Here is a 17,416-nt window from a genome sequence, read left to right on the forward strand (position 1 = left end):
GCGCTGCCGGCAGGCTGCCGATTCGGGCAGGTGAGCGCCATCCGTCGCGTAGCGAGATCGGGCGGCCGCGGACGCGGCCTGGGTGAGTGCTGCCGCTATAGCACATTCAGCATCGCGAGCGCGGCTTCCTGCAGATGCGGCAGGACGCGCCGCACGGCCGCGTCGGTCGTCTCCGCGCCGATCGGCATGTTCGTGCTCAGCGCGGCGACCACTTCACCATGACGGTTCTTCAGCGGCACCGCGATCCCGCGCACGCCGACCTGCAATTGCTGTTCGATCGCCGCGAAACCGGCGTCGCGTGCGTGGTCGACCTGTTCGAGCAGGCGCGCCTTGTTGGTGATCGTGTGCGGCGTGAACGGCGGCAGTTCGGTGTCGTCGAGCCACGCGCGCACGGCTTCGCGATCCGGATGATGGGCGAGCAGCACGACGCCGGGCGACGTCAGCGGCGCCGGCACGCGCGCGCCGAGCACGAAGCCGGTCGTCATCACCCGCGACACGCCGTTGCGCGCGATGAACACGAGTTCCCAGTCGTCGAGCACGCTCACGTACGCGGACTCGTTCAGCGATGCGCTCAATTGCTGCAGATAGGGCTGGACCGTGCGCGGCAGGCGGGCCGAATCGAAGTACGACCAGCCGACCCGCAGCACGCGCGGCGTGAGACCGTACAGCTTGCCGTCGGTGTACACGTAGCCGAGCGATTCGAGCGTCAGCAGGTAGCGCCGTGCGGCCGTGCGCGTGAGGCCGGTGCGCGCGGCGGCCTGGGTGGGCGTCATGCGCGCATGCTGGCTGTCGAACGCCTCGAGGATCGCCAGGCCTTTTTCGAGGCCGGCAATCCAGTCGCGTCGGTCGAGTTCGGGCTTTTTCATCATCGTGAGCAGGCCTCGGAATGCGCGATCATCGCGCGTGAATGGGCGATTATCGCGCACTTTTTCAGGTGAGAGGCGTGCGGAGGACGGGATCCCCCCATTGGGTCAGCTTTGCAGGCGGCAGACCGGGATATACAATCGTCAATGTATATCCAAGGAGGTCCATATGCTGGTTGCAAAGTGGGGCAATAGTCTGGCCGTCCGCCTTCCGGCCAGTGTGGTCGACGCCCTGGAGCTTCGCGAAGGTGACGACATCGAAATCGTGGTCGATAGCCCGCGCGTTTTTGCCGTGAGTCGCAAGCCCAGGCCCGAAGAGCTTCTGCAGCGGTTGCGGCGTTTCCGTGGCAAGTTGCCTGCCGATTTCAAGTTCAGCCGGGATGACGCGAATGAGCAGGACTGATGCGACGCGATCGTTCGTCGACAGCAACGTCGTGCTTTATCTGTTGTCCGAGGACGATCGCAAGGCGGACCTGGCAGAGTCGCTCCTGCTTCGGCGGCCGATCATCAGTGTCCAGGTACTGAACGAGGTAGCCCGTGTCTGCAGTCGCAAATTGCGGATGCCGTGGATCGACGTGGGACAGTTTCTGGAGCCGATCAGGGGTTTGTGCCGTGTCGTGCCGATCTCGGTCGATACACACGACCTGGGGCGAAAGCTGGCGGAGCGGCACGGTTTGTCCTTTTACGACGCGTGTATCGTTGCAAGCGCTTCGATCGAGGGTTGTGAATACCTCTATACCGAGGACATGCATGACGGCTTGTGTGTGGAGGGCGGGCCGGTGCTGAAAAATCCGTTCGCGTGAGTAACGACGCTTTCAGTTGCCCGCCCCGTGCGTCTGTCAGCGCAGGCGAACATGACATCGGGCCAAACGCGGCATCGACTTGAACTCGACATGAAAATCCGACAATCCCTGTTTATTGCGTACGCCTCGTTCGTGCCGTTACTTGCCGCTGCCAATTCCTCGGCTGACACGTCTTTGCCGCGTCCGACCGTCGACGTCCGTGCGTGGCCGCGCATGACGTCACCGAAATTCGGCTGCTACGTCGAAACGGCCTTCGGCTACCGTGACAAGCGCTTCAATTGCGCGCTGAAGCAGTCCCGGAACACGGGCGACGCGTGCAAGAACACGAAGGCGTACTACGAGGGCCCGGCGTTCCCCGACCGGCTCGCGGCCCGCGTGCATCCGCTCGCGACGAAGGTCGAGCTCGACTGGGAGCAAGGCAGGCTGCAGATGGTCACCGTCACGCTGAAGGGGACGTGGAACGAAACGGACGTGCGCAAGGCGTTCGGGCTGCCGCGCGCGGAAGGGGGCAAGCTGACCGAAGCGGAGTTGCGCTCGGAGCCGGGCAACCTGATGGACACGAGTGTCCAGTACCCGTCGTCTCCGCTCGATGAAAGCCTGGCGAAACGCGCAAGCAACCCCGCGCGCGGCACGACGGCCGTGATGCTCTACGGCTTCGACCACATGGGCGGCGGCGATGTCGATTGCGGGGGAGGCGAGTAACGCGGGAGGGCGCGGCCGGCGCAGGCGCCGACCGGGTGTGGCGGGTGGTACGGCCGCTCGCCGCGCGTGCGCCGTACCGTCAGGGCTTTACTCGCTGCTCGTCCACTCGACGTTCGCGCCGACCGAGCGCAGGTTCTCGACGAAATGCGGGTGAGCACGGCGGATCGGCAGCGCGTTCATGATTTCCGAGCGGCCTTCGATACTCGCGGCCACCATCAGCAGCGCGATCGCGACGCGGATGATGTACGGGCTCTCGACGCGCGCCGGCGTCAGTTGCAGCCCGCCGAACGTAATCAGTCGGTGCGGATCGGACAGCAGCACGTGCGCACCGAACTTCGACAGTTCGCCGGACCAGCCAAGCGCGCCGTCGTACACCTTGTTCCAGAACATCGCGCTACCTTCCGCGCGCACGCCGAGTGCGATGAAGATCGGTAGCAGGTCGACCGGCAGATACGGCCACGGCGCGGCTTCGACCTTGGTGAGGATGTTCTGCGTGAACGGCCGGCGCACGCGTAGCGGGCCGTCGCGTTCCGCGCGCGACCAGCCGTCGCGGTGCGTGACGGTCACGCCGAATTTCGCGAACGTGCGGTCGATCAGCGGGAAATGCTCGGGCGACGAATTGCGCACCGTGATGTCGCCGCCGGTGATCGCGCCGAGCGCGAGGAACGTCGCGATTTCATGGAAATCCTCGGCGAAGCGGAACTCGCCGCCGCCGAGCTTGCCGCCGCCCGTCACGCACAGCCGCGACGTGCCGATGCCCTCGATCGCGACGCCGATCATCGCGAGGAACTGGCTGAACTCCTGCACATGCGGCTCGGACGCGGCGTTCATCAGCGTCGACGTGCCGTTGGCGGCCGTCGCGCACAGCGCGAAGTTCTCGGTGGTCGTCACCGATGCGTAGTCGAGCCAGTGATCGTTGGCCGTCAGCGGGCCGTCGGTGCGGACGATCAGCGAATCAGGCGTGCGCTCGATGTGCGCGCCGAAGCGCTCGAACACCTCGACGTGCGGATCGATCTCGCGCACGCCGAGCGTGCAGCCCTTCACGTCGTTCTCGAGGCGCGCGACGCCGAAGCGCGCGAGCAGCGGCGGGATCAGCATGATCGACGAGCGCATCGCTTCCGGCAGCCGGTGGACGGCCGGATCAAATTTCGTGTTGCGATGGTGGAGTTCGAGCAGGCCCGTCGTGAAGTCGACCGACACGTCGCTGCCGAGCGTGCGGAAGATGTCGAGGATCTTGCGCACGTCGGTGATGTCCGGCACGCCGATGAGGCGCAGCGGCTGATCGGTCAACAGGGTGGCGCACAGAATCGGCAGGACGGCGTTCTTGTTCGCGGACGGCTTGATGTCCCCGCGCAGCGGAGTGCCGCCGTGGACGATGAGATTCGACATGATATGGGGGCGTATCGGTGACTGACGTAGGCCCATATGATGCCATTGGTCGGCACGCGGCGTGGCATGTTCAGCGGGGAAAAGGGGGAATCGACGCGTGCAACTGACACTGTTTGACGTCGTGCGCTCGAACGCGAGGCAGCGGCGCCGTTGCAGGTCATCGTCGAGCCACGCGGGATGGCCGGCCGCGCATCGGGCCGGCCATCCGGTCAGGGTGTTACTGCGCCGCCCGCATCCGCGCGGCGACCACCAGCGAGATCAGGCAGCCCACCGCGAGATAACCGGCGACCAGGTGCCACGAGCCGCCGGCCACGCTGACGAGGCCGACCGCGATGAACGGCGTGAACCCGCCGCCGACCACGCTCGCGAACTGGTAGCCGACGCCCGCGCCGCTATAGCGGTATTCGGCGCCGAACAGCTCGGTGAACAGCGGCTGCTGGACGCTCACGACCATGTCGTGCGCGGCATTCGCAAGCAGGATCGAGAAGATCACGATCCATGCGATCGACCGCGCTTCCAGCGCGACGAAGAACGGCACCGCGGACGCGAGGCCGATCAGCGCGCCGATCAGGTAGATGCGGCGCAGGCCGTAGCGGTCGGCCAGCCATGCGAAGCACGGGATCGTCACGCAGCTCACCGCGCCCACCAGCAGGCCGATGTTCAGGAACAGGTCGCGCGACATGCCGAGGTTGGTCGTCGAATAGCTGAGCGCGAACGCGGTGACGATATACATCGTGAACAGTTCGGCCAGGCGCAGCGCGATGATCAGCAGGAATGCCTTCGGATGACGCGTGAGCGCTTCCAGCACCGGCAGGCGCAGCTTGCGGTTGCCGTGTTCGACCTTCTCGACGAACTCCTGCGATTCGTCCATGTTCTTGCGCACCCACAGCCCGATCAGCACGAGCACGATGCTGAACACGAACGGCAGGCGCCAGCCCCACGACTTGAACGCGGCCTCGCCGAGCGTGTGGCTCAGGATCGACACGATGCCCGTGGCCAGCACGAGGCCGACGCCGTAGCCGACCTGCACGCCGCTGCTGTAGAACGCCTTCTTCTGCTTCGGCGCGCTCTCGACGGCCATCAGCGCCGCGCCGCCCCATTCGCCGCCGACGGCGAAACCCTGGATCGCGCGCATCAGCACCAGCAGCACGGGCGCCCACCAGCCGATCGTCGAGAACGCCGGCAGCAGGCCGATCGCGACCGTCGACAGCCCCATCAGCATCACGGTCAGCACCAGCATCCGCTTGCGGCCGAGCCGGTCGCCGTAGTGGCCGAACACGACGCCGCCGAGCGGCCGGAACAGGAAGCCGACGCCGAAGGTCGCGAACGCCGCGAGCGTGCCCATCGTCGGGCTGACTTTCGGGAAGAACTCGGAATTGAATACGAGCGCGGCGACGATCCCGTACAGCAGGAAGTCGTACCAGTCGACGACGGCGCCGACGAAGCTGCCGATCGCGGCCTTGCGGGCCTGGCTGCGTATGCGGGCACTGGCGGCGGCGTTGAGGGTGTCGAAGGTGGGGGTCATGGTGATGTCTCCTGGCACGGCGCATCGTGGAATCGTGGCGGCGCCGCGTCCGATGCTGCATTGAAGTCGATGAGTGAACGGAGAATAGGGCGCGCGCCGCACGGCGGCAATTGGCCATTCGGACAGAATGCGCGATTATCGTTCAAGTCCGTGCGATTATCGAACGCTTTTCGGGTTTGCACTAGGCGGCGTGGCGATATCCCGTTTGGCCAGGGTGTGCCGCCGTGAACGAACTGGTTAAAATCGGCAGCATTGAAAACTCGCCCGTTCGGGGCGGGACGCGCGGTCGCCACCCTGGCCGCGCCTTCCGCACGCAACGGGCGCCATCCCCATCGACGCATGCCTCCGGAGACTGGAATGCCCGGCAATTCCCACCCCCTGTCCAGCGATACGCCGCCCGTTGCCGATCCGGCTGCCAATCCGCTCGGGATGGCCGGCCTCGAGTTCGTCGAATTCGCGGCGCCCGTGCCGGAAGCGCTCGCGCAGCGCTTCGAGCAGCTCGGCTTCAAGGCGATCGCACGGCACGTCAGCAAGAACGTCACGCTGTACCGGCAAGGGCAGATGCACTTCCTGATCAACGCCGAGCCCGATTCGTTCGCCGCGCGCTACGCGGAGGAATACGGAATGGGTGTCTGCGCGATCGGGTTGCGCGTGGCCAGCGCCCGGCGCGCGTTCGAGCGGGCGATCGAGCTCGGCGCGTGGGCGTTCGAGGGCGAGAAGGTCGGCGTCGGCGAGCTGAAGATTCCGGCGATCCAGGGCATCGGCGATTCGCACCTTTATTTCGTCGACCGCTGGCGCGGGCGCGATGGCCAGCGCGGCGGCGTCGGCGATATTTCCATCTTCGACATCGATTTCCGGCCGATCGACATCGCGACTGCGCATACCGATCTCGACTGCGTGGGCGTCGGGCTGCAGCAGGTCGATCATTTCACGCAGACCGTCGGCGCGGGGCGCATGCAGGAGTGGCTGGATTTCTACCACGACCTGCTGCATTTTCGCGAGATCCACGAAATCGACGCGCACTGGCATGTGTCCGAGGAATCGCGCGTGATGGTGTCGCCGTGCGGCGCGGTGCGGATTCCGGTCTATGAGGAAGGCACGCGGCGCACCCAACTGATGCATGCGTACCTGCCCGACCACCCCGGTGAGGGCGTGCAGCACGTCGCGCTGGCCACCGACGACATCCTGTCCTGCGTCGATGCGCTGCGGGCGAACGGCGTCGAATTCGTCGAGCCGCCGGCCCGCTATTACGACGACGTCGACGCACGGCTGCCGGGGCACGGCGTCGACCTCGACGCGCTGCGCCACCGCGCGGTGCTGGTCGACGGGGAGGTCGGCAGCGACGGCGTGCCGCGCCTGTTTTTCCAGACCTTCGTCAAGCGCCGGCCCGGCGAGATCTTCTTCGAAATCGTGCAGCGCAAGGGGCACCACGGGTTCGGCGAAGGGAATCTCGCGGCACTCGCCCGCGCGCGCGACGCCGGCTGAGCGGCCGCGGCGCCCGCATCGGGCATCAGGCATCACGCGTTACACATCGAGCCTCACGCGCCGGCGGCCGGCACGCGGTTCGGCGCGGGGTCGTTCGGCTCGCGCAGCACGCACGCGGTGCCGCCCGGCGTGTACATCGACACGACACAGCGGTTGCACGACGTGCAGCCCGACTGCGCGAGCCGGCCGTCGCGCAGCCCGTTGACGAAATCCGGCTCGAACACGAGCGCACGTGCGAGCGCCACCGCGTCGAACCCTTCGCGCATCGCCCGCTCGACGTTCCCGCGTGAACGCACGCCGCCGAGGTAAGCGAGCGGCATCCTGACGGCCGCGCGCACCTTCCTCGAGTGCTCGAGGAAATACATCTCCCGAAACTCACCCATCTTCGGCTCGGTGAGCTTCTGCAGCGCCATTGCCGCGCGCACGATCGCGTTGTCGGCATTCGCGCGCGCGTCGCCCGGCAACGGGCTGCCGAACAGCTGCCACACCGATTCGACGTTCATCCCGCCGCTGAGCACGAGCAGGTGCGCGCCTTCGGCTTCGAGCCGCCGCGCGACTTCGCAAGCGTCGTCGGCCGTACCGCCGCCGCGCACGCCTTCGGTCACGCCGATCTTGCAGACGACGGCGAGGTCGCGGCCCACCGCATCGAGCACGCGGCGCAGCACCTCGACCGGGAACGCGGCCCGCCGCGCCGCGTCGCCGCCAAATGCATCGCGACGGCGGTTGTACAGCGGCGAAAGGAACTGGCTGAGCAGATAGCCGTGCCCCATGTGGATCTCGACTGCGTCGAATCCGGCGTCGCGCGCATGGCGTGCGGCCTGCGCGAATTCATCGGCGACGATCGACATCTGGTCGCGCGTCATCGCCTGCTTCAGGAAGCGGCCGCTCATCACGCCGACCTTGTTGAAGCCGCCGGACGCGCTCAATGGCCGCTTGGTCGACAGCGACCGCAGGAACGTGAAGCAGCCGCCGTGCGTGATCTGCGCGGATGCGGCGGCGCCGTGGCGATGGACGGCGTCGGTCAGCGCGCGGAACTGGCGGACCGTCGGCGCGTCGAGCCGCGCCTGGTCGACGAACGTGCGGCCGTCGTCGCTGATCGCGCAGTACGCGACGGTCGTCAGCGCGGCGCCGCCTTCGGCGATGCGTTCGTGAAAGCGGACGAGCGCACGCGACGGTATACCGTTCGGCGTCATCCCCTCGTTGGTGGCGGACTTGATCAGGCGGTTGCGCAGCGTCAGCGGGCCGATCTGCAGCGGGCTGAACGCGGGGGACAGTTCGGTGGGTTCCATGTCGGGAAGACGTCGGGAATGGGTTCGACGGTCATTGTGCGCAACCCGCACCGGCGCGCATCGTCCAGGTGGATGGCCCCGATCCGGCCGAATGAAGCATGAGATGGCAGGCCGGGGGGCGGACTGTGGCGACGCTACCGGTTTGCAGAATGGCATCGATCAATGGCATCGTGACGAAACGGCATGCCACACACGACAGGAACATCCGGAGAACCGAATGAGCAGCCAGTCACAGCCGAAGCAGAAACACAAACAGAAGCGCATGCCGAAACCCGCCGCGCGCCAGGCGATCCTGACGGAACAGCGCCGCCGGAAGATGGCGCGCTCACCTCACGCGTACGTGCGCGGCAATACGGCGCGTTTCTACGAATGGCTCGTCGAAACCAACGGCAGCGCACTGCCGCACGGGCCGTCGATCTGGATCTGTGGCGACTGCCATACCGGCAATCTCGGCCCGGTCGCGAACAGCGAAGGGAAGGTCGACGTGCAGATCCGGGATCTCGACCAAACGGTCATCGGCAATCCCGTTCACGACCTGATCCGCCTCGGGCTTTCGCTGGCGACGGCCGCGCGCGGGTCCGCACTGGCGGGCCTGACGATCGTGCACATGATGGAGGCGATGACGGCGGGTTATACGTCGGCATTCGGCAGCCGCCACGCGAAGCTGCCCGAACGCCCCGAACCCGTGCACCTCGTGATGAAGCAGGCCATGCGCCGCTCGTGGCGGCAACTCGCGGTCGAACGGATCGAAGGGCTCGCGCCGACGATTCCGCTTGGCCGTCGCTTCTGGCCGCTGAGTGCGAAGGAATCCCGCGCGATCGGCAAGCTGTTCGGCGACGAGGCGATCGCGTCACTCGCGACGAGCCTCAAGGGCCGCAAGGACGGGGGCAAGGTCGACGTGCTCGACGCGGCGTACTGGGTGAAGGGCTGCAGTTCGCTTGGACGGCTGCGCTACGCGGTGCTGCTCGACATCGACGGCGACGTGAGCGACGGCGACGACCTGTGTCTGATGGACATCAAGGAGGGCATGACGGCCGCTGCACCGCGCGACGAAACGGCCACGATGCCGCGCGACAACGCCGAGCGCGTGGTGGAAGGCGCACGGCATCTGTCGCCGGCCCTCGGCGAGCGGATGCGGGCCGCGCGCCTGCTCGATCGCGCGGTCGTGATCCGCGAACTGCTGCCGCAGGACCTGAAGCTCGACATCGATCTGCTCGCCGAGGACGATGCGCGTGACGTCGCGCGCTATCTCGGTGCGGCCGTCGGCGCCGCTCACGCGCGCCAGATGGACAAGCCGACACGCATGGCGTGGCGCACCGAACTCGGCCGCAACCGCGCGAAGACGATCGATGCACCGATGTGGCTGTGGAACAGCATCGTCCAGCTCGTGAGTAGCCATGAAGCGGGGTATCTGGAGCATTGCCGGCGCTTCGCCGCCGGAGCGTAGCGTGTCGCCGCGGTCGACGGCCAAGGCTACCCCGCCGCGCGCAGTTTGCCGGCCTGCCGTCGCATGCCATCGAAGATCGCCTCCGCCACGTCCGCCGGAAACGCCGCCGGGATCTGCGCGGCAACCTCGGCGATCGCGGGTTCCGTGCGCGCGACGACGGCTGCCATCGCGGCGTGCACGTCATCTTCGGTCAGGCCGACACGCCGGCCCTGCGCGATCCAGTGGCGCGGCTGGATCTCGCCGATCACGTAGTGCCGGTTATTCCCGCACACGGCCATCGCGAGCCGCGCGCGGCGCGGCGGAAGCTGGTTGCGGCGCGTGCCGATGATCGGATGCGCGGACAGCACGTCGTACAGCGGCGTGCTGCGGTAGGTGTTGCCGGGCAAATGCGCGATGCTGAAGTTCTTCGCGTGGCCGTCGATCGCCGCCAGCACCCAGAACACGAGTTGCGCGACGAAGAAATTCATCCGGTCGCGCGCAGCGTCGGCCGAATTCGCGAGGATGCCCATGATCGTCTCGATGCCGGGGCCGCCGTCGGATTCGTATTTCGCGCCTGAGGGCGTGCCGGTTGCCTGGCACATGTCCTCCTGCGGCAATCGCAGGATCCACGTGCGGTCGCGCGATGGACGCCGGTCGAAGCGCTCGACGATCAGCGCTTTCTGGTCGTCGAACCGGCCGATCTCGCACGGTGCGACCGGCAGGCCGTACGCGGCGACGAGCGTCGAGCACAGCCATTCGTTTTCGACGGACGTCCGCATGTCGGCCTGCATGTTCCCGACGCGCCCGAGCGGCAGCTTGAAAATGTGCGTCGTCGGCGTGCTGCCCAATGGTCTCAGCCAGCGGTTTCCGTGACGCAGCAACGCGGTCTTTTCCTGCGCGCCGGCAATCGACAGGCGCAGGTCGCCTTCCAGCTCCGCGCGGCCGGGCAGCGGCGTGGCGGTCGCGTGGCGCAGCACGTCGGCGACGGCCGCGTCGTCAAGCGTCATGCCGTCGATCGCCTCGAGATCGACGGGCGTCTCACCGGGCGGCAGCATCTGGATCGCGCCGACGCAATCGCGGCCGATCGACGCGAGCAGTTCGAACGGCGCCGTCGAGCGGAGCCGGTAACGCTGCGCGATGCGACGGCGGATCGGCTCGCTGTCCGGCAGCAGGTTGTCGAAGTAATCGGCGACGATCGCGCCCTGGTGCGGCTGGTTGCCGGGCGTGAAGGGCAGCGACAGCGACAGCGGCCGCCCCTGTGGATCGTCGAGCCATTCCGGCCGGTAGACGAGGCGCTCGACGCCGCGCCGGACTTCCCAGTAGCCGACCGGAATGCCATTCATCCAAAGGTCGAGCCGGTCGTGGCGGCCACGCGTGGCCATCGTCACCAGTCCTCCCGCTTCGAACCCCGGGGCTTGCCGGGTGCTGCGTCAGTGGGCCGCTTGCGCTTGGCGCCGGTTGCAGGTTTGGCTGGATTCATGGCGGGCGTGGTGCCGCGTGACGTTTCCTGCTTGCGTTGGCTCGAAGCCGGTTTCCGAACCGCCGGCGTGGCATCGGGCACCGGCACGGGATCGGCCGATGCCGCCGACACGTCCTGCTTGCCCAGTGCGAGCGTCATGTGAACGCCGAGCGCGTTCAGCACTTTGAAGAGCCGCTCGATGCTGACCGCCGACGGGTTCGCCTCGAGCTGCGCGTAGGATTGTTGCGTGACGCCCAGACGGGCAGCCAATTGCGCCTGCGTGAGGCCCGCGGCTTTCCGGAAGCCGACGAGTATCGGACGCAGTTGGGTCAGGGTCTGGACAGGAAAGGCCATCGGGCGCTCCGCAGGATGACAAGCGATCGTTTGTAATTTTAAAATACAACCCATGACATGTATTGTCAAAATACAAATGATAGACTGTATTCAATAAAAACAAACGATAGACTGTCAAATGAAGACCCCGCCCGCCATCCCGCGTCAACACCTCACCCCACCCGCAGCGGATTCGCCTGCACGCTCCGCGCGCTTTCCGGATCGTCGTCTCCGAGCGGAATGAACGCCATGATCTCGAGGTCGTGCCCCGACAGCGCCGGCAGCCGGAACGGGCTCGACAGCACGTTCAGCCGCCGCACGCCGAGCTCGCGCAGGATCTGCGAGCCGATCCCCGTCACGCGTCCGTCGCGGCGCGCATGGCCGGTCGGCACCCGCGTCGCGTCGCCACGCATGTCGCAGTCGAGCAGCACCGCCACCCCGCAGCCGGCCGCGTCGATCCGTTGCAGCGCGGCGTGCAGCGGCCACGAGTGCGCGGACGGCTCCGCATCGAGCAGGTCGAGCAGCGAATGGCATTCGTGCACGCGCGTCAGCACCGGCGTCGACGGATCGGGCTCGCCGCGCACGAGCGCGAGATGCGGCGCGCCGTGCACGGTGTCGCGATATTCGATCGCGCGGAATCGTCCCCAGGGCGTATGCAGCGGCCGCTCGCCGATGCGTTCGACGAGCGATTCGTGTTCGCGTCGGTAATGAATCAGGTCGGCGATCGTGCCGATCTTCAGCCCGTGATGCGCGGCGAACGCCTTCAGCTCCGGCAGCCGCGCCATCGTGCCGTCGTCGTTCATCACCTCGCAGATCACCGAGGCGGGCGTGAGCCCTGCGAGCGCCGCGAGATCGCAGCCGGCCTCGGTGTGTCCCGCACGCACGAGCACGCCGCCGGGGCGCGCGGCGATCGGGAACACGTGGCCGGGCTGCACCAGATCGTCCGGACGGGCGCCGGCCCGCACCGCCGCACGGATCGTGTGGGCGCGATCGGCCGCCGAAATGCCGGTCGTCACGCCTTCGGCCGCCTCGATGCTGACGGTAAACGCGGTGCCGAACGGCGTGCCGTTGTGATCGGCCATCGGCGGCAGCTTCAGCTGCTCGCAGCGCTCGGCGGTCAGCGTGACGCAGATCAGCCCGCGCCCGAAGCGCGCCATGAAATTGATCGCGGCCGGCGTCACGTGATCGGCCGCGATCACGAGATCGCCTTCGTTCTCGCGATCCTCTTCGTCGACGAGCAGGACCATCCGGCCCGCCCGCAGTTCGTCGACGATCTCCAGCGTGCCGGCGAGCGTCATCGTGCCTCCGTCACATCGAACGCGCGGCGCAACGCATCGGCGCCGACGGTCAGCACGCGGTCGGCTGCATCGATCGCGCCGAGCATGCTCGCGAAACCATGGAGCTGGCCCGGCCAGCGCACGAGCGTCACCGGGGTGCCGGCCTGCGCGAGGCGCAGCGCATAGGCTTCGGCCTCGTCGCGCAGCGGATCGAATTCGGCGCTGATGATCGTTGCCGGCGCCACGCCTGCGACGTCCGGCGCGGCGAGCGGGCTCGCGAGCGGCGACGCGCGATCGGCGCCGTCGTCGAAATAGTGGTGCTTGAACCAGCGCATCGCGTCCGCCGTCAGGAAATAGCCGTTACCGAGCGTTTCGTACGACGGATGCTCGGTCGCGCAATCGACGACCGGATACAGCAGCAACTGGTGCGCGATCGCGATGCCCGAGCCGCGCAACTGCAGCGCGGCGACCGCCGCGAGATTGCCGCCGGCGCTGTCGCCGGCCACGGCGAGCGCACCGGCGCACGCGCCGAGATCGTGCGCACTGGCGGCGGCCCAGCGCACCGCGTCGCACGCGTCGTGCGCGGCCGCCGGGAAGCGCGCCTCGGGCGCAAGCCGGTAGTCGACCGACAGCACGAGCGTGCGCGCCCGGGTTGCCAGGCTGCGGCACAGGTTCGCATGCGTATCGATCCCGCACGACACGAAGCCGCCGCCGTGGAAGAACACGGTCAGCGGCAACGGCCCGTCGGCGGCGGGCCGATACAGCCGTGCGGACAACTGACGGCCCGACAGGGGAATCCGCCAGTCCTCTTCGGCGGCGACGGCATCGCCCGGGGCGAACGCGCCGCCGGCGGCAAGGCTCGCGCGATACGCGGGAACGGTCAGCTGCGCGAAATCGATCGCGGGTGCCTGGGCAAACGCGGCGAGCAGCGCCTGCGCCTGTGGGTCGAGCGGCATGGGGACTCCTGTCTGAATCGGATGCGTTTTGAATCAGGTAAACCCGTGTCGCGGTTTTCCCTGAGTCCGCGCCGGACGCTTGCCGGCACGGCCTGACGGGCATTCCAGCGCAGCGGGCAGGGCGCCACATCATCCGATCGGACGATGGTTCGTTCGCACGGATGGCCAATTCTCACCATTCAGTGAATCTCCCGATGACGCCGGAATTTAGACGCGTCTTAATCATGGCGGCGCGGTTGGGTCGCGCCGGAAACATGTCGTATGGAGGATGGAGCGTGCTGATGGAGACGAGATGGGCTCCGCAAGAGAGCCAGGCAACCGGTGACGAGGCCGACATCGGCGTCGCGGATTTCAGCGAACTGATGGCGCGCATCTACCAGGGGCCGCTGGAGACGCCGCCCTGGGCGGGGGCGCTCGAACTGGTCCGGCGCTGGCTGCAGGCGAACTACGTGACGCTGATCCTGCGCGCGGCCGCCAGCGACCGCCGCGCGCCGCTGTCCGTGCACGCGTCGGAATTCGGCCCGGTGGTGCCGGGCGACGGCGAAGCGTCGTACAACAACTACTACTATTCGCTCGACCCGTTCGTCGGCCTGCCGGCCGATCGCGTGGTCACGGTCGACGACGTGTTCGGCGACACGGGCTGGCTGTCGAGCGAGCTGTACAAGCAATTCCTGAAACCGCAGGACGTGCGTTATATCCTCGGCGCCGACCTGCGCACGGCGTCGGGCGTCGAGTGCCGCTTCCGCGTGTGCCGCAACCATGCGTCGAAGCAGTTTTCCGCGCGCGACAAGGCGATCTGCGCGCTGCTGCTGCCGCACCTGAAACGCGCGGTGGAATTGCATTCGCGGCTCGACACGGCCGAGGTCGAACGCTCGATCTATGCGAATGCGATCAACCGGATGCAGATCGGCACGATCACGCTCGACGAGAACGGCACGATCATCGACCTGAACAGCGTGGCCGACGAGATCCTCAAGCAGAACAACGGTCTGACGATTGCGCGCGGCACGATCGAGGCGACCGATGCGCAGGAGAACCGCACGCTGAAACGGCTGATCCGCCATGCGGTGATGGGGCACCACGGCACGGCCGCGGCGACCGTCGAGGCGATGCCGATCACGCGCAGCTTCGACAAGCCGCGCCTTGGGCTGCTGGTGCGCACGGTGCTGCTGTCCGACTGGTCGGAGGACAACAAGCGGCGGCCGGCCGTCACGCTGTTCCTGCGCGATCCCGACCGCAAGCCGCAGGGCGCGCAGGAGATCATTCGCAAGCTGTTCGACCTGACGCCCGCCGAGACGTCGCTCGCGTTGCTGCTGACGAACGGGCTGACGCTCGAGGAGGCAGCGGAGGAATCGGGGATCAGCAAGAACACGGCGCGCACGCATCTGCGCGCGATCTTCTCGAAGACGGGTGTCACGCGCCAGGCGACGCTCGTGCGGATTCTGCTCGGGAGTGTCGTGCCGCTCGGGTAGGCGACCATCAAGGTCGATCCATCGGAACCGGCCGCATTCGTCTGGCGATACATCGACATCGGTCAACGCGTCGCGTATTGCACGATGAGAGCGGCGACCTCATGCAAAAGAGGCTCGCACCGCGCGAGCCTCTTCTTCATTCATCGCCGCAGATAGCGGCTACTGTGCCGCCCGCGATGCAGGGCGATGCCCGCTGCGTTCACGAGCCGCGCGTCGACCGATCGGCCCATGCCGACAGCGCCGGCCACTGCGCACAGCCGCGCCGGATGAAACCCACACCCGTGCGGATCACGAGTGCGCCGATCGCCAGCGCGGCCAGATCGTCGAGACGGCCGAGACCGACCAGCGCCGCGCTCATCGCGAGCGCCGCCAGCAACGACGACAACGCATCGGTCCGCACATGCCAGCCGCTCGCCTCGAGCAGCGCGGAGCCGGTCTCGCGCGCCTTGCGCAGCATCCAGTACGACAGCGCGGCCTTGCCGGCGAGCGTGACGGCGACGAGCGCGAGCGGCGTCGCGCCCGGCTGCACGACGGGCGGCGTCGCGAACCGATTCGTTGCATGCCAGATCATCTGCGCGCCGGTTACGACGAGCAACGCGCCGAGGCCCGCGAGCGCGAGCGGTTCGTAGGTCGGGCGCCGCGCTGGCGGCAGGCGCGCGTCGAGCCGGCACGCAATGAGGATCATTGCATCGGCCGCGAGATCGATCGCCGCATGGGCGACGTCCGCGAGCAGCCCCGACGAATGCGCGGACCATGCCGCGACCACCTCGACGGCGAGCAACAGCAGGTTGATCGCGAGGCTGACGGCAAGGGCGCGGGACGTGGCCGCATAAACGTGGGGCGTGGCGCGCGACGTGCGCTGCATGGCGGATTCGTCTGTCGAGAGCGTGGGGCAGACCCGAACGCTACCGGTCGACGGTGGCAGATCGGTGACACGGGCGGAATCGCCGAATCCGTGCGCGATGCGTACGAAAGCCTCCGGGCTGCCCGCCGGCGTGGCGCGGTGCGGCCGAGCAGGTGACCGGCTGCGCCGTTACTCGGGAAGCCCGCGCCGCGAGCCGCATCGCCCGCGGCTTTTCCCTTTCCTCCGAATCATGGATGTGCCGGCGTCAGCGTCGACTCAAAGCGTCTCGATCGCCAGCGCGATGCCCTGGCCGCCGCCTATGCAAAGCGTGACGACGCCGCGCTTGATGCCGTCGCGCTGCATCGAATGGATCAGCCGAGTCGTCAGCACCGCGCCCGTCGCCCCGATCGCATGACCGTGCGCAATCGCGCCGCCTTCGACGTTGACGATTTCCTCGGCGATGCCGAGCTGGGCGGCCACCGCGATCGGCACGACCGCAAACGCTTCGTTGATCTCGAAACGCTCGACATCGGCCAGCGTCCAGCCCGCCCGCTCCAGCGCGATCCTGACGGCCGGCACGGGGCCGAGCCCGAACATGCCGGGTTCGACGGCAGCGACGCCGAATGCAACCAGCCGCGCACTCGGCGCAATCCCGTGCGTGTCGGCGAATGCGCGATCCATTACCAGCATCGCCGCCGCGCCGCTGTTCAGGCCCGGCGCATTGCCCGCGGTAATCGTGCCGTCCGGACGGAACGCGGGCTTCAGCTTCGCGAGCGCTTCGAGCGTCGTATCGGGGCGCGGCGTCTCGTCACGCGCAAACGCGACGCGCGTCTTGCGCTGCAGGACGTCGACCGGCACGAGTTCGGCGTCGAACTTGCCGTCGGCCAGCGCGGCGGAAAAGCGCTGCTGCGAGCGGAGCGCCCAGCGATCCTGGCGATCGCGCGAGATGTCGAGCTGGCTCGCGAGATCCTCGGTATGCCAACCCGAATGCTGGTCGGAAAACGCATCGACGAGGCCGTCGCGCAGCATGCTGTCGCGGATCGGCGCGTCGCCCATCCGGTACCCCGAGCGTGCGCCGTCGAGCAGGTACGGCGCACGCTCCATGCTTTCCATGCCGCCGGCAATCGCCGCATTCGCATAGCCCAGCAGGATCTCCTGCGCGGCGTTGACGACCGCCTGCGCGCCGGAGCCGCAGACGCGGTTGACCGTGAGCGCCGGCACCTTGACCGGCAAGCCCGCGCCGATGGCGGCCTGCCGGGCCGGATTCATCTTGTTGCCGGCCTGGATCACGTTGCCCAGCACGACCGTGTCGATCGCCGCGCCGTCGAGGCCGCTGCGCCGCAAGGTTTCACGGATGGCGATCGCCCCGAGTTCGGTGGGCGGGGTGTCCTTCAGGGACCCGTTGAACGTACCAATCGGTGTCCGGACGGGGTGGCAGATGACGACTTCACGTGTACTCATGTTGCGTTCCTGGATCGCGTTGCAAGCCGCGCGGACGAGTCGGTGGCGAACGGGGGGCGCGCCGCGCCCTTCGCGTCGCCGGTTCGATTGCGCCGTAACGCCGGCGGCCCTCGCCGGCGTGGTGCAATGCGG

Annotated in this window: 16 protein-coding genes; 6 read left to right on the forward strand and 10 right to left on the reverse strand. The window is 67.7% G+C overall.

Annotated elements, in window-relative coordinates:
* Positions 1 to 95 precede the first annotated feature (95 nt).
* A complete protein-coding gene (locus tag G3N96_RS08005; RefSeq protein WP_206136899.1) occupies positions 96 to 866 on the reverse strand; it encodes an IclR family transcriptional regulator C-terminal domain-containing protein in 771 nt (256 codons plus the stop codon).
* A 166-nt stretch (positions 867 to 1,032) separates the two neighbouring features.
* Here G3N96_RS08005 and G3N96_RS08010 point away from each other — a divergent pair, with 166 nt between their 5' ends.
* The 3 genes from G3N96_RS08010 to G3N96_RS08020 all read left to right on the forward strand — a co-directional run bounded on the left by G3N96_RS08010 (position 1,033) and on the right by G3N96_RS08020 (position 2,368).
* Entirely contained in the window at positions 1,033 to 1,266 is a 234-nt protein-coding gene (locus tag G3N96_RS08010) for an AbrB/MazE/SpoVT family DNA-binding domain-containing protein (RefSeq protein ID WP_206136866.1), read from the forward strand.
* Positions 1,253 to 1,666, forward strand: a complete 414-nt coding sequence (locus tag G3N96_RS08015; RefSeq protein ID WP_206136867.1) for a PIN domain-containing protein — start codon at positions 1,253 to 1,255, stop codon at positions 1,664 to 1,666. The genes G3N96_RS08010 and G3N96_RS08015 overlap by 14 nt, the downstream gene beginning before the upstream one ends.
* Before the next feature lie 213 nt (positions 1,667 to 1,879).
* Positions 1,880 to 2,368 (forward strand): hypothetical protein, encoded by a 489-nt coding sequence (locus G3N96_RS08020; protein ID WP_241022545.1) that lies wholly within the window; start codon positions 1,880 to 1,882, stop codon positions 2,366 to 2,368.
* Positions 2,369 to 2,455: 87 nt separating this feature from the next.
* Here the strand turns inward: G3N96_RS08020 and G3N96_RS08025 are convergent, their stop codons facing one another.
* Positions 2,456 to 3,757, reverse strand: coding sequence for a UDP-N-acetylglucosamine 1-carboxyvinyltransferase (locus G3N96_RS08025; protein WP_089458185.1), 1,302 nt, complete (start codon positions 3,755 to 3,757; stop codon positions 2,456 to 2,458).
* 217 nt (positions 3,758 to 3,974) lie between these two features.
* Positions 3,975 to 5,282, reverse strand: coding sequence for a shikimate transporter (gene shiA / locus G3N96_RS08030; protein ID WP_124576834.1), 1,308 nt, complete (start codon positions 5,280 to 5,282; stop codon positions 3,975 to 3,977).
* A 357-nt stretch (positions 5,283 to 5,639) separates the two neighbouring features.
* On the opposite strand from shiA, the gene G3N96_RS08035 reads away from it, so the two are divergent.
* Positions 5,640 to 6,767 (forward strand): VOC family protein, encoded by a 1,128-nt coding sequence (locus G3N96_RS08035; protein WP_206136869.1) that lies wholly within the window; start codon positions 5,640 to 5,642, stop codon positions 6,765 to 6,767.
* Positions 6,768 to 6,820: 53 nt separating this feature from the next.
* Here G3N96_RS08035 and G3N96_RS08040 read toward each other — a convergent pair whose 3' ends face one another.
* Positions 6,821 to 8,056, reverse strand: a complete 1,236-nt coding sequence (locus G3N96_RS08040) for an NADH:flavin oxidoreductase (RefSeq protein WP_206136870.1) — start codon at positions 8,054 to 8,056, stop codon at positions 6,821 to 6,823.
* A gap of 217 nt (positions 8,057 to 8,273) precedes the next feature.
* Between G3N96_RS08040 and G3N96_RS08045 the strand changes: the two genes are divergently transcribed.
* Entirely contained in the window at positions 8,274 to 9,503 is a 1,230-nt protein-coding gene (locus G3N96_RS08045; RefSeq protein WP_206136871.1) for a DUF2252 family protein, read from the forward strand.
* 26 nt (positions 9,504 to 9,529) lie between these two features.
* Here the strand turns inward: G3N96_RS08045 and G3N96_RS08050 are convergent, their stop codons facing one another.
* The 4 genes from G3N96_RS08050 to G3N96_RS08065 form a co-directional block, all read right to left on the reverse strand.
* Positions 9,530 to 10,864: a type II toxin-antitoxin system HipA family toxin gene (locus tag G3N96_RS08050; protein WP_206136872.1), complete on the reverse strand. Its 1,335-nt coding sequence runs from the start codon at positions 10,862 to 10,864 to the stop codon at positions 9,530 to 9,532.
* Positions 10,865 to 10,866: 2 nt separating this feature from the next.
* Positions 10,867 to 11,295, reverse strand: a complete 429-nt coding sequence (locus G3N96_RS08055; RefSeq protein WP_206136873.1) for a helix-turn-helix transcriptional regulator — start codon at positions 11,293 to 11,295, stop codon at positions 10,867 to 10,869.
* 152 nt (positions 11,296 to 11,447) lie between these two features.
* Positions 11,448 to 12,572 (reverse strand): bifunctional 3,4-dihydroxy-2-butanone-4-phosphate synthase/GTP cyclohydrolase II, encoded by a 1,125-nt coding sequence (ribBA, locus tag G3N96_RS08060; RefSeq protein WP_206136874.1) that lies wholly within the window; start codon positions 12,570 to 12,572, stop codon positions 11,448 to 11,450.
* Entirely contained in the window at positions 12,569 to 13,507 is a 939-nt protein-coding gene (locus tag G3N96_RS08065) for an alpha/beta hydrolase (protein ID WP_124576848.1), read from the reverse strand. The genes ribBA and G3N96_RS08065 overlap by 4 nt, the downstream gene beginning before the upstream one ends.
* A gap of 281 nt (positions 13,508 to 13,788) precedes the next feature.
* Here G3N96_RS08065 and G3N96_RS08070 point away from each other — a divergent pair, with 281 nt between their 5' ends.
* Positions 13,789 to 14,979, forward strand: a complete 1,191-nt coding sequence (locus tag G3N96_RS08070) for a LuxR family transcriptional regulator (RefSeq protein ID WP_124576850.1) — start codon at positions 13,789 to 13,791, stop codon at positions 14,977 to 14,979.
* A gap of 199 nt (positions 14,980 to 15,178) precedes the next feature.
* On the opposite strand, the gene G3N96_RS08075 is transcribed toward G3N96_RS08070, so the two are convergent.
* Complete coding sequence (locus G3N96_RS08075; protein WP_206136875.1) at positions 15,179 to 15,844, reverse strand: cation diffusion facilitator family transporter; 666 nt, start codon at positions 15,842 to 15,844, stop codon at positions 15,179 to 15,181.
* A gap of 255 nt (positions 15,845 to 16,099) precedes the next feature.
* A complete protein-coding gene (locus G3N96_RS08080) occupies positions 16,100 to 17,284 on the reverse strand; it encodes a thiolase family protein (protein ID WP_206136876.1) in 1,185 nt (394 codons plus the stop codon).
* Positions 17,285 to 17,416 lie beyond the last annotated feature (132 nt).

This window comes from Burkholderia sp. Se-20373, assembly GCF_017104705.1.
GTDB lineage: Bacteria > Pseudomonadota > Gammaproteobacteria > Burkholderiales > Burkholderiaceae > Burkholderia.

What these genes read in the sequence shown, in the direction of transcription:
- G3N96_RS08005 (WP_206136899.1), bottom strand. Translation starts at nt 866, where the DNA reads ATGAAAAAGCCCGAACTCGACCGACGCGACTGGATTGCCGGCCTCGAA.
- G3N96_RS08010 (WP_206136866.1), top strand. Translation starts at nt 1,033, where the DNA reads ATGCTGGTTGCAAAGTGGGGCAATAGTCTGGCCGTCCGCCTTCCGGCC.
- G3N96_RS08015 (WP_206136867.1), top strand. Translation starts at nt 1,253, where the DNA reads ATGAGCAGGACTGATGCGACGCGATCGTTCGTCGACAGCAACGTCGTG.
- G3N96_RS08020 (WP_241022545.1), top strand. Translation starts at nt 1,880, where the DNA reads ATGACGTCACCGAAATTCGGCTGCTACGTCGAAACGGCCTTCGGCTAC.
- G3N96_RS08025 (WP_089458185.1), bottom strand. Translation starts at nt 3,757, where the DNA reads ATGTCGAATCTCATCGTCCACGGCGGCACTCCGCTGCGCGGGGACATC.
- shiA (WP_124576834.1), bottom strand. Translation starts at nt 5,282, where the DNA reads ATGACCCCCACCTTCGACACCCTCAACGCCGCCGCCAGTGCCCGCATA.
- G3N96_RS08035 (WP_206136869.1), top strand. Translation starts at nt 5,640, where the DNA reads ATGCCCGGCAATTCCCACCCCCTGTCCAGCGATACGCCGCCCGTTGCC.
- G3N96_RS08040 (WP_206136870.1), bottom strand. Translation starts at nt 8,056, where the DNA reads ATGGAACCCACCGAACTGTCCCCCGCGTTCAGCCCGCTGCAGATCGGC.
- G3N96_RS08045 (WP_206136871.1), top strand. Translation starts at nt 8,274, where the DNA reads ATGAGCAGCCAGTCACAGCCGAAGCAGAAACACAAACAGAAGCGCATG.
- G3N96_RS08050 (WP_206136872.1), bottom strand. Translation starts at nt 10,864, where the DNA reads ATGGCCACGCGTGGCCGCCACGACCGGCTCGACCTTTGGATGAATGGC.
- G3N96_RS08055 (WP_206136873.1), bottom strand. Translation starts at nt 11,295, where the DNA reads ATGGCCTTTCCTGTCCAGACCCTGACCCAACTGCGTCCGATACTCGTC.
- ribBA (WP_206136874.1), bottom strand. Translation starts at nt 12,572, where the DNA reads ATGACGCTCGCCGGCACGCTGGAGATCGTCGACGAACTGCGGGCGGGC.
- G3N96_RS08065 (WP_124576848.1), bottom strand. Translation starts at nt 13,507, where the DNA reads ATGCCGCTCGACCCACAGGCGCAGGCGCTGCTCGCCGCGTTTGCCCAG.
- G3N96_RS08070 (WP_124576850.1), top strand. Translation starts at nt 13,789, where the DNA reads ATGGAGACGAGATGGGCTCCGCAAGAGAGCCAGGCAACCGGTGACGAG.
- G3N96_RS08075 (WP_206136875.1), bottom strand. Translation starts at nt 15,844, where the DNA reads ATGCAGCGCACGTCGCGCGCCACGCCCCACGTTTATGCGGCCACGTCC.
- G3N96_RS08080 (WP_206136876.1), bottom strand. Translation starts at nt 17,284, where the DNA reads ATGAGTACACGTGAAGTCGTCATCTGCCACCCCGTCCGGACACCGATT.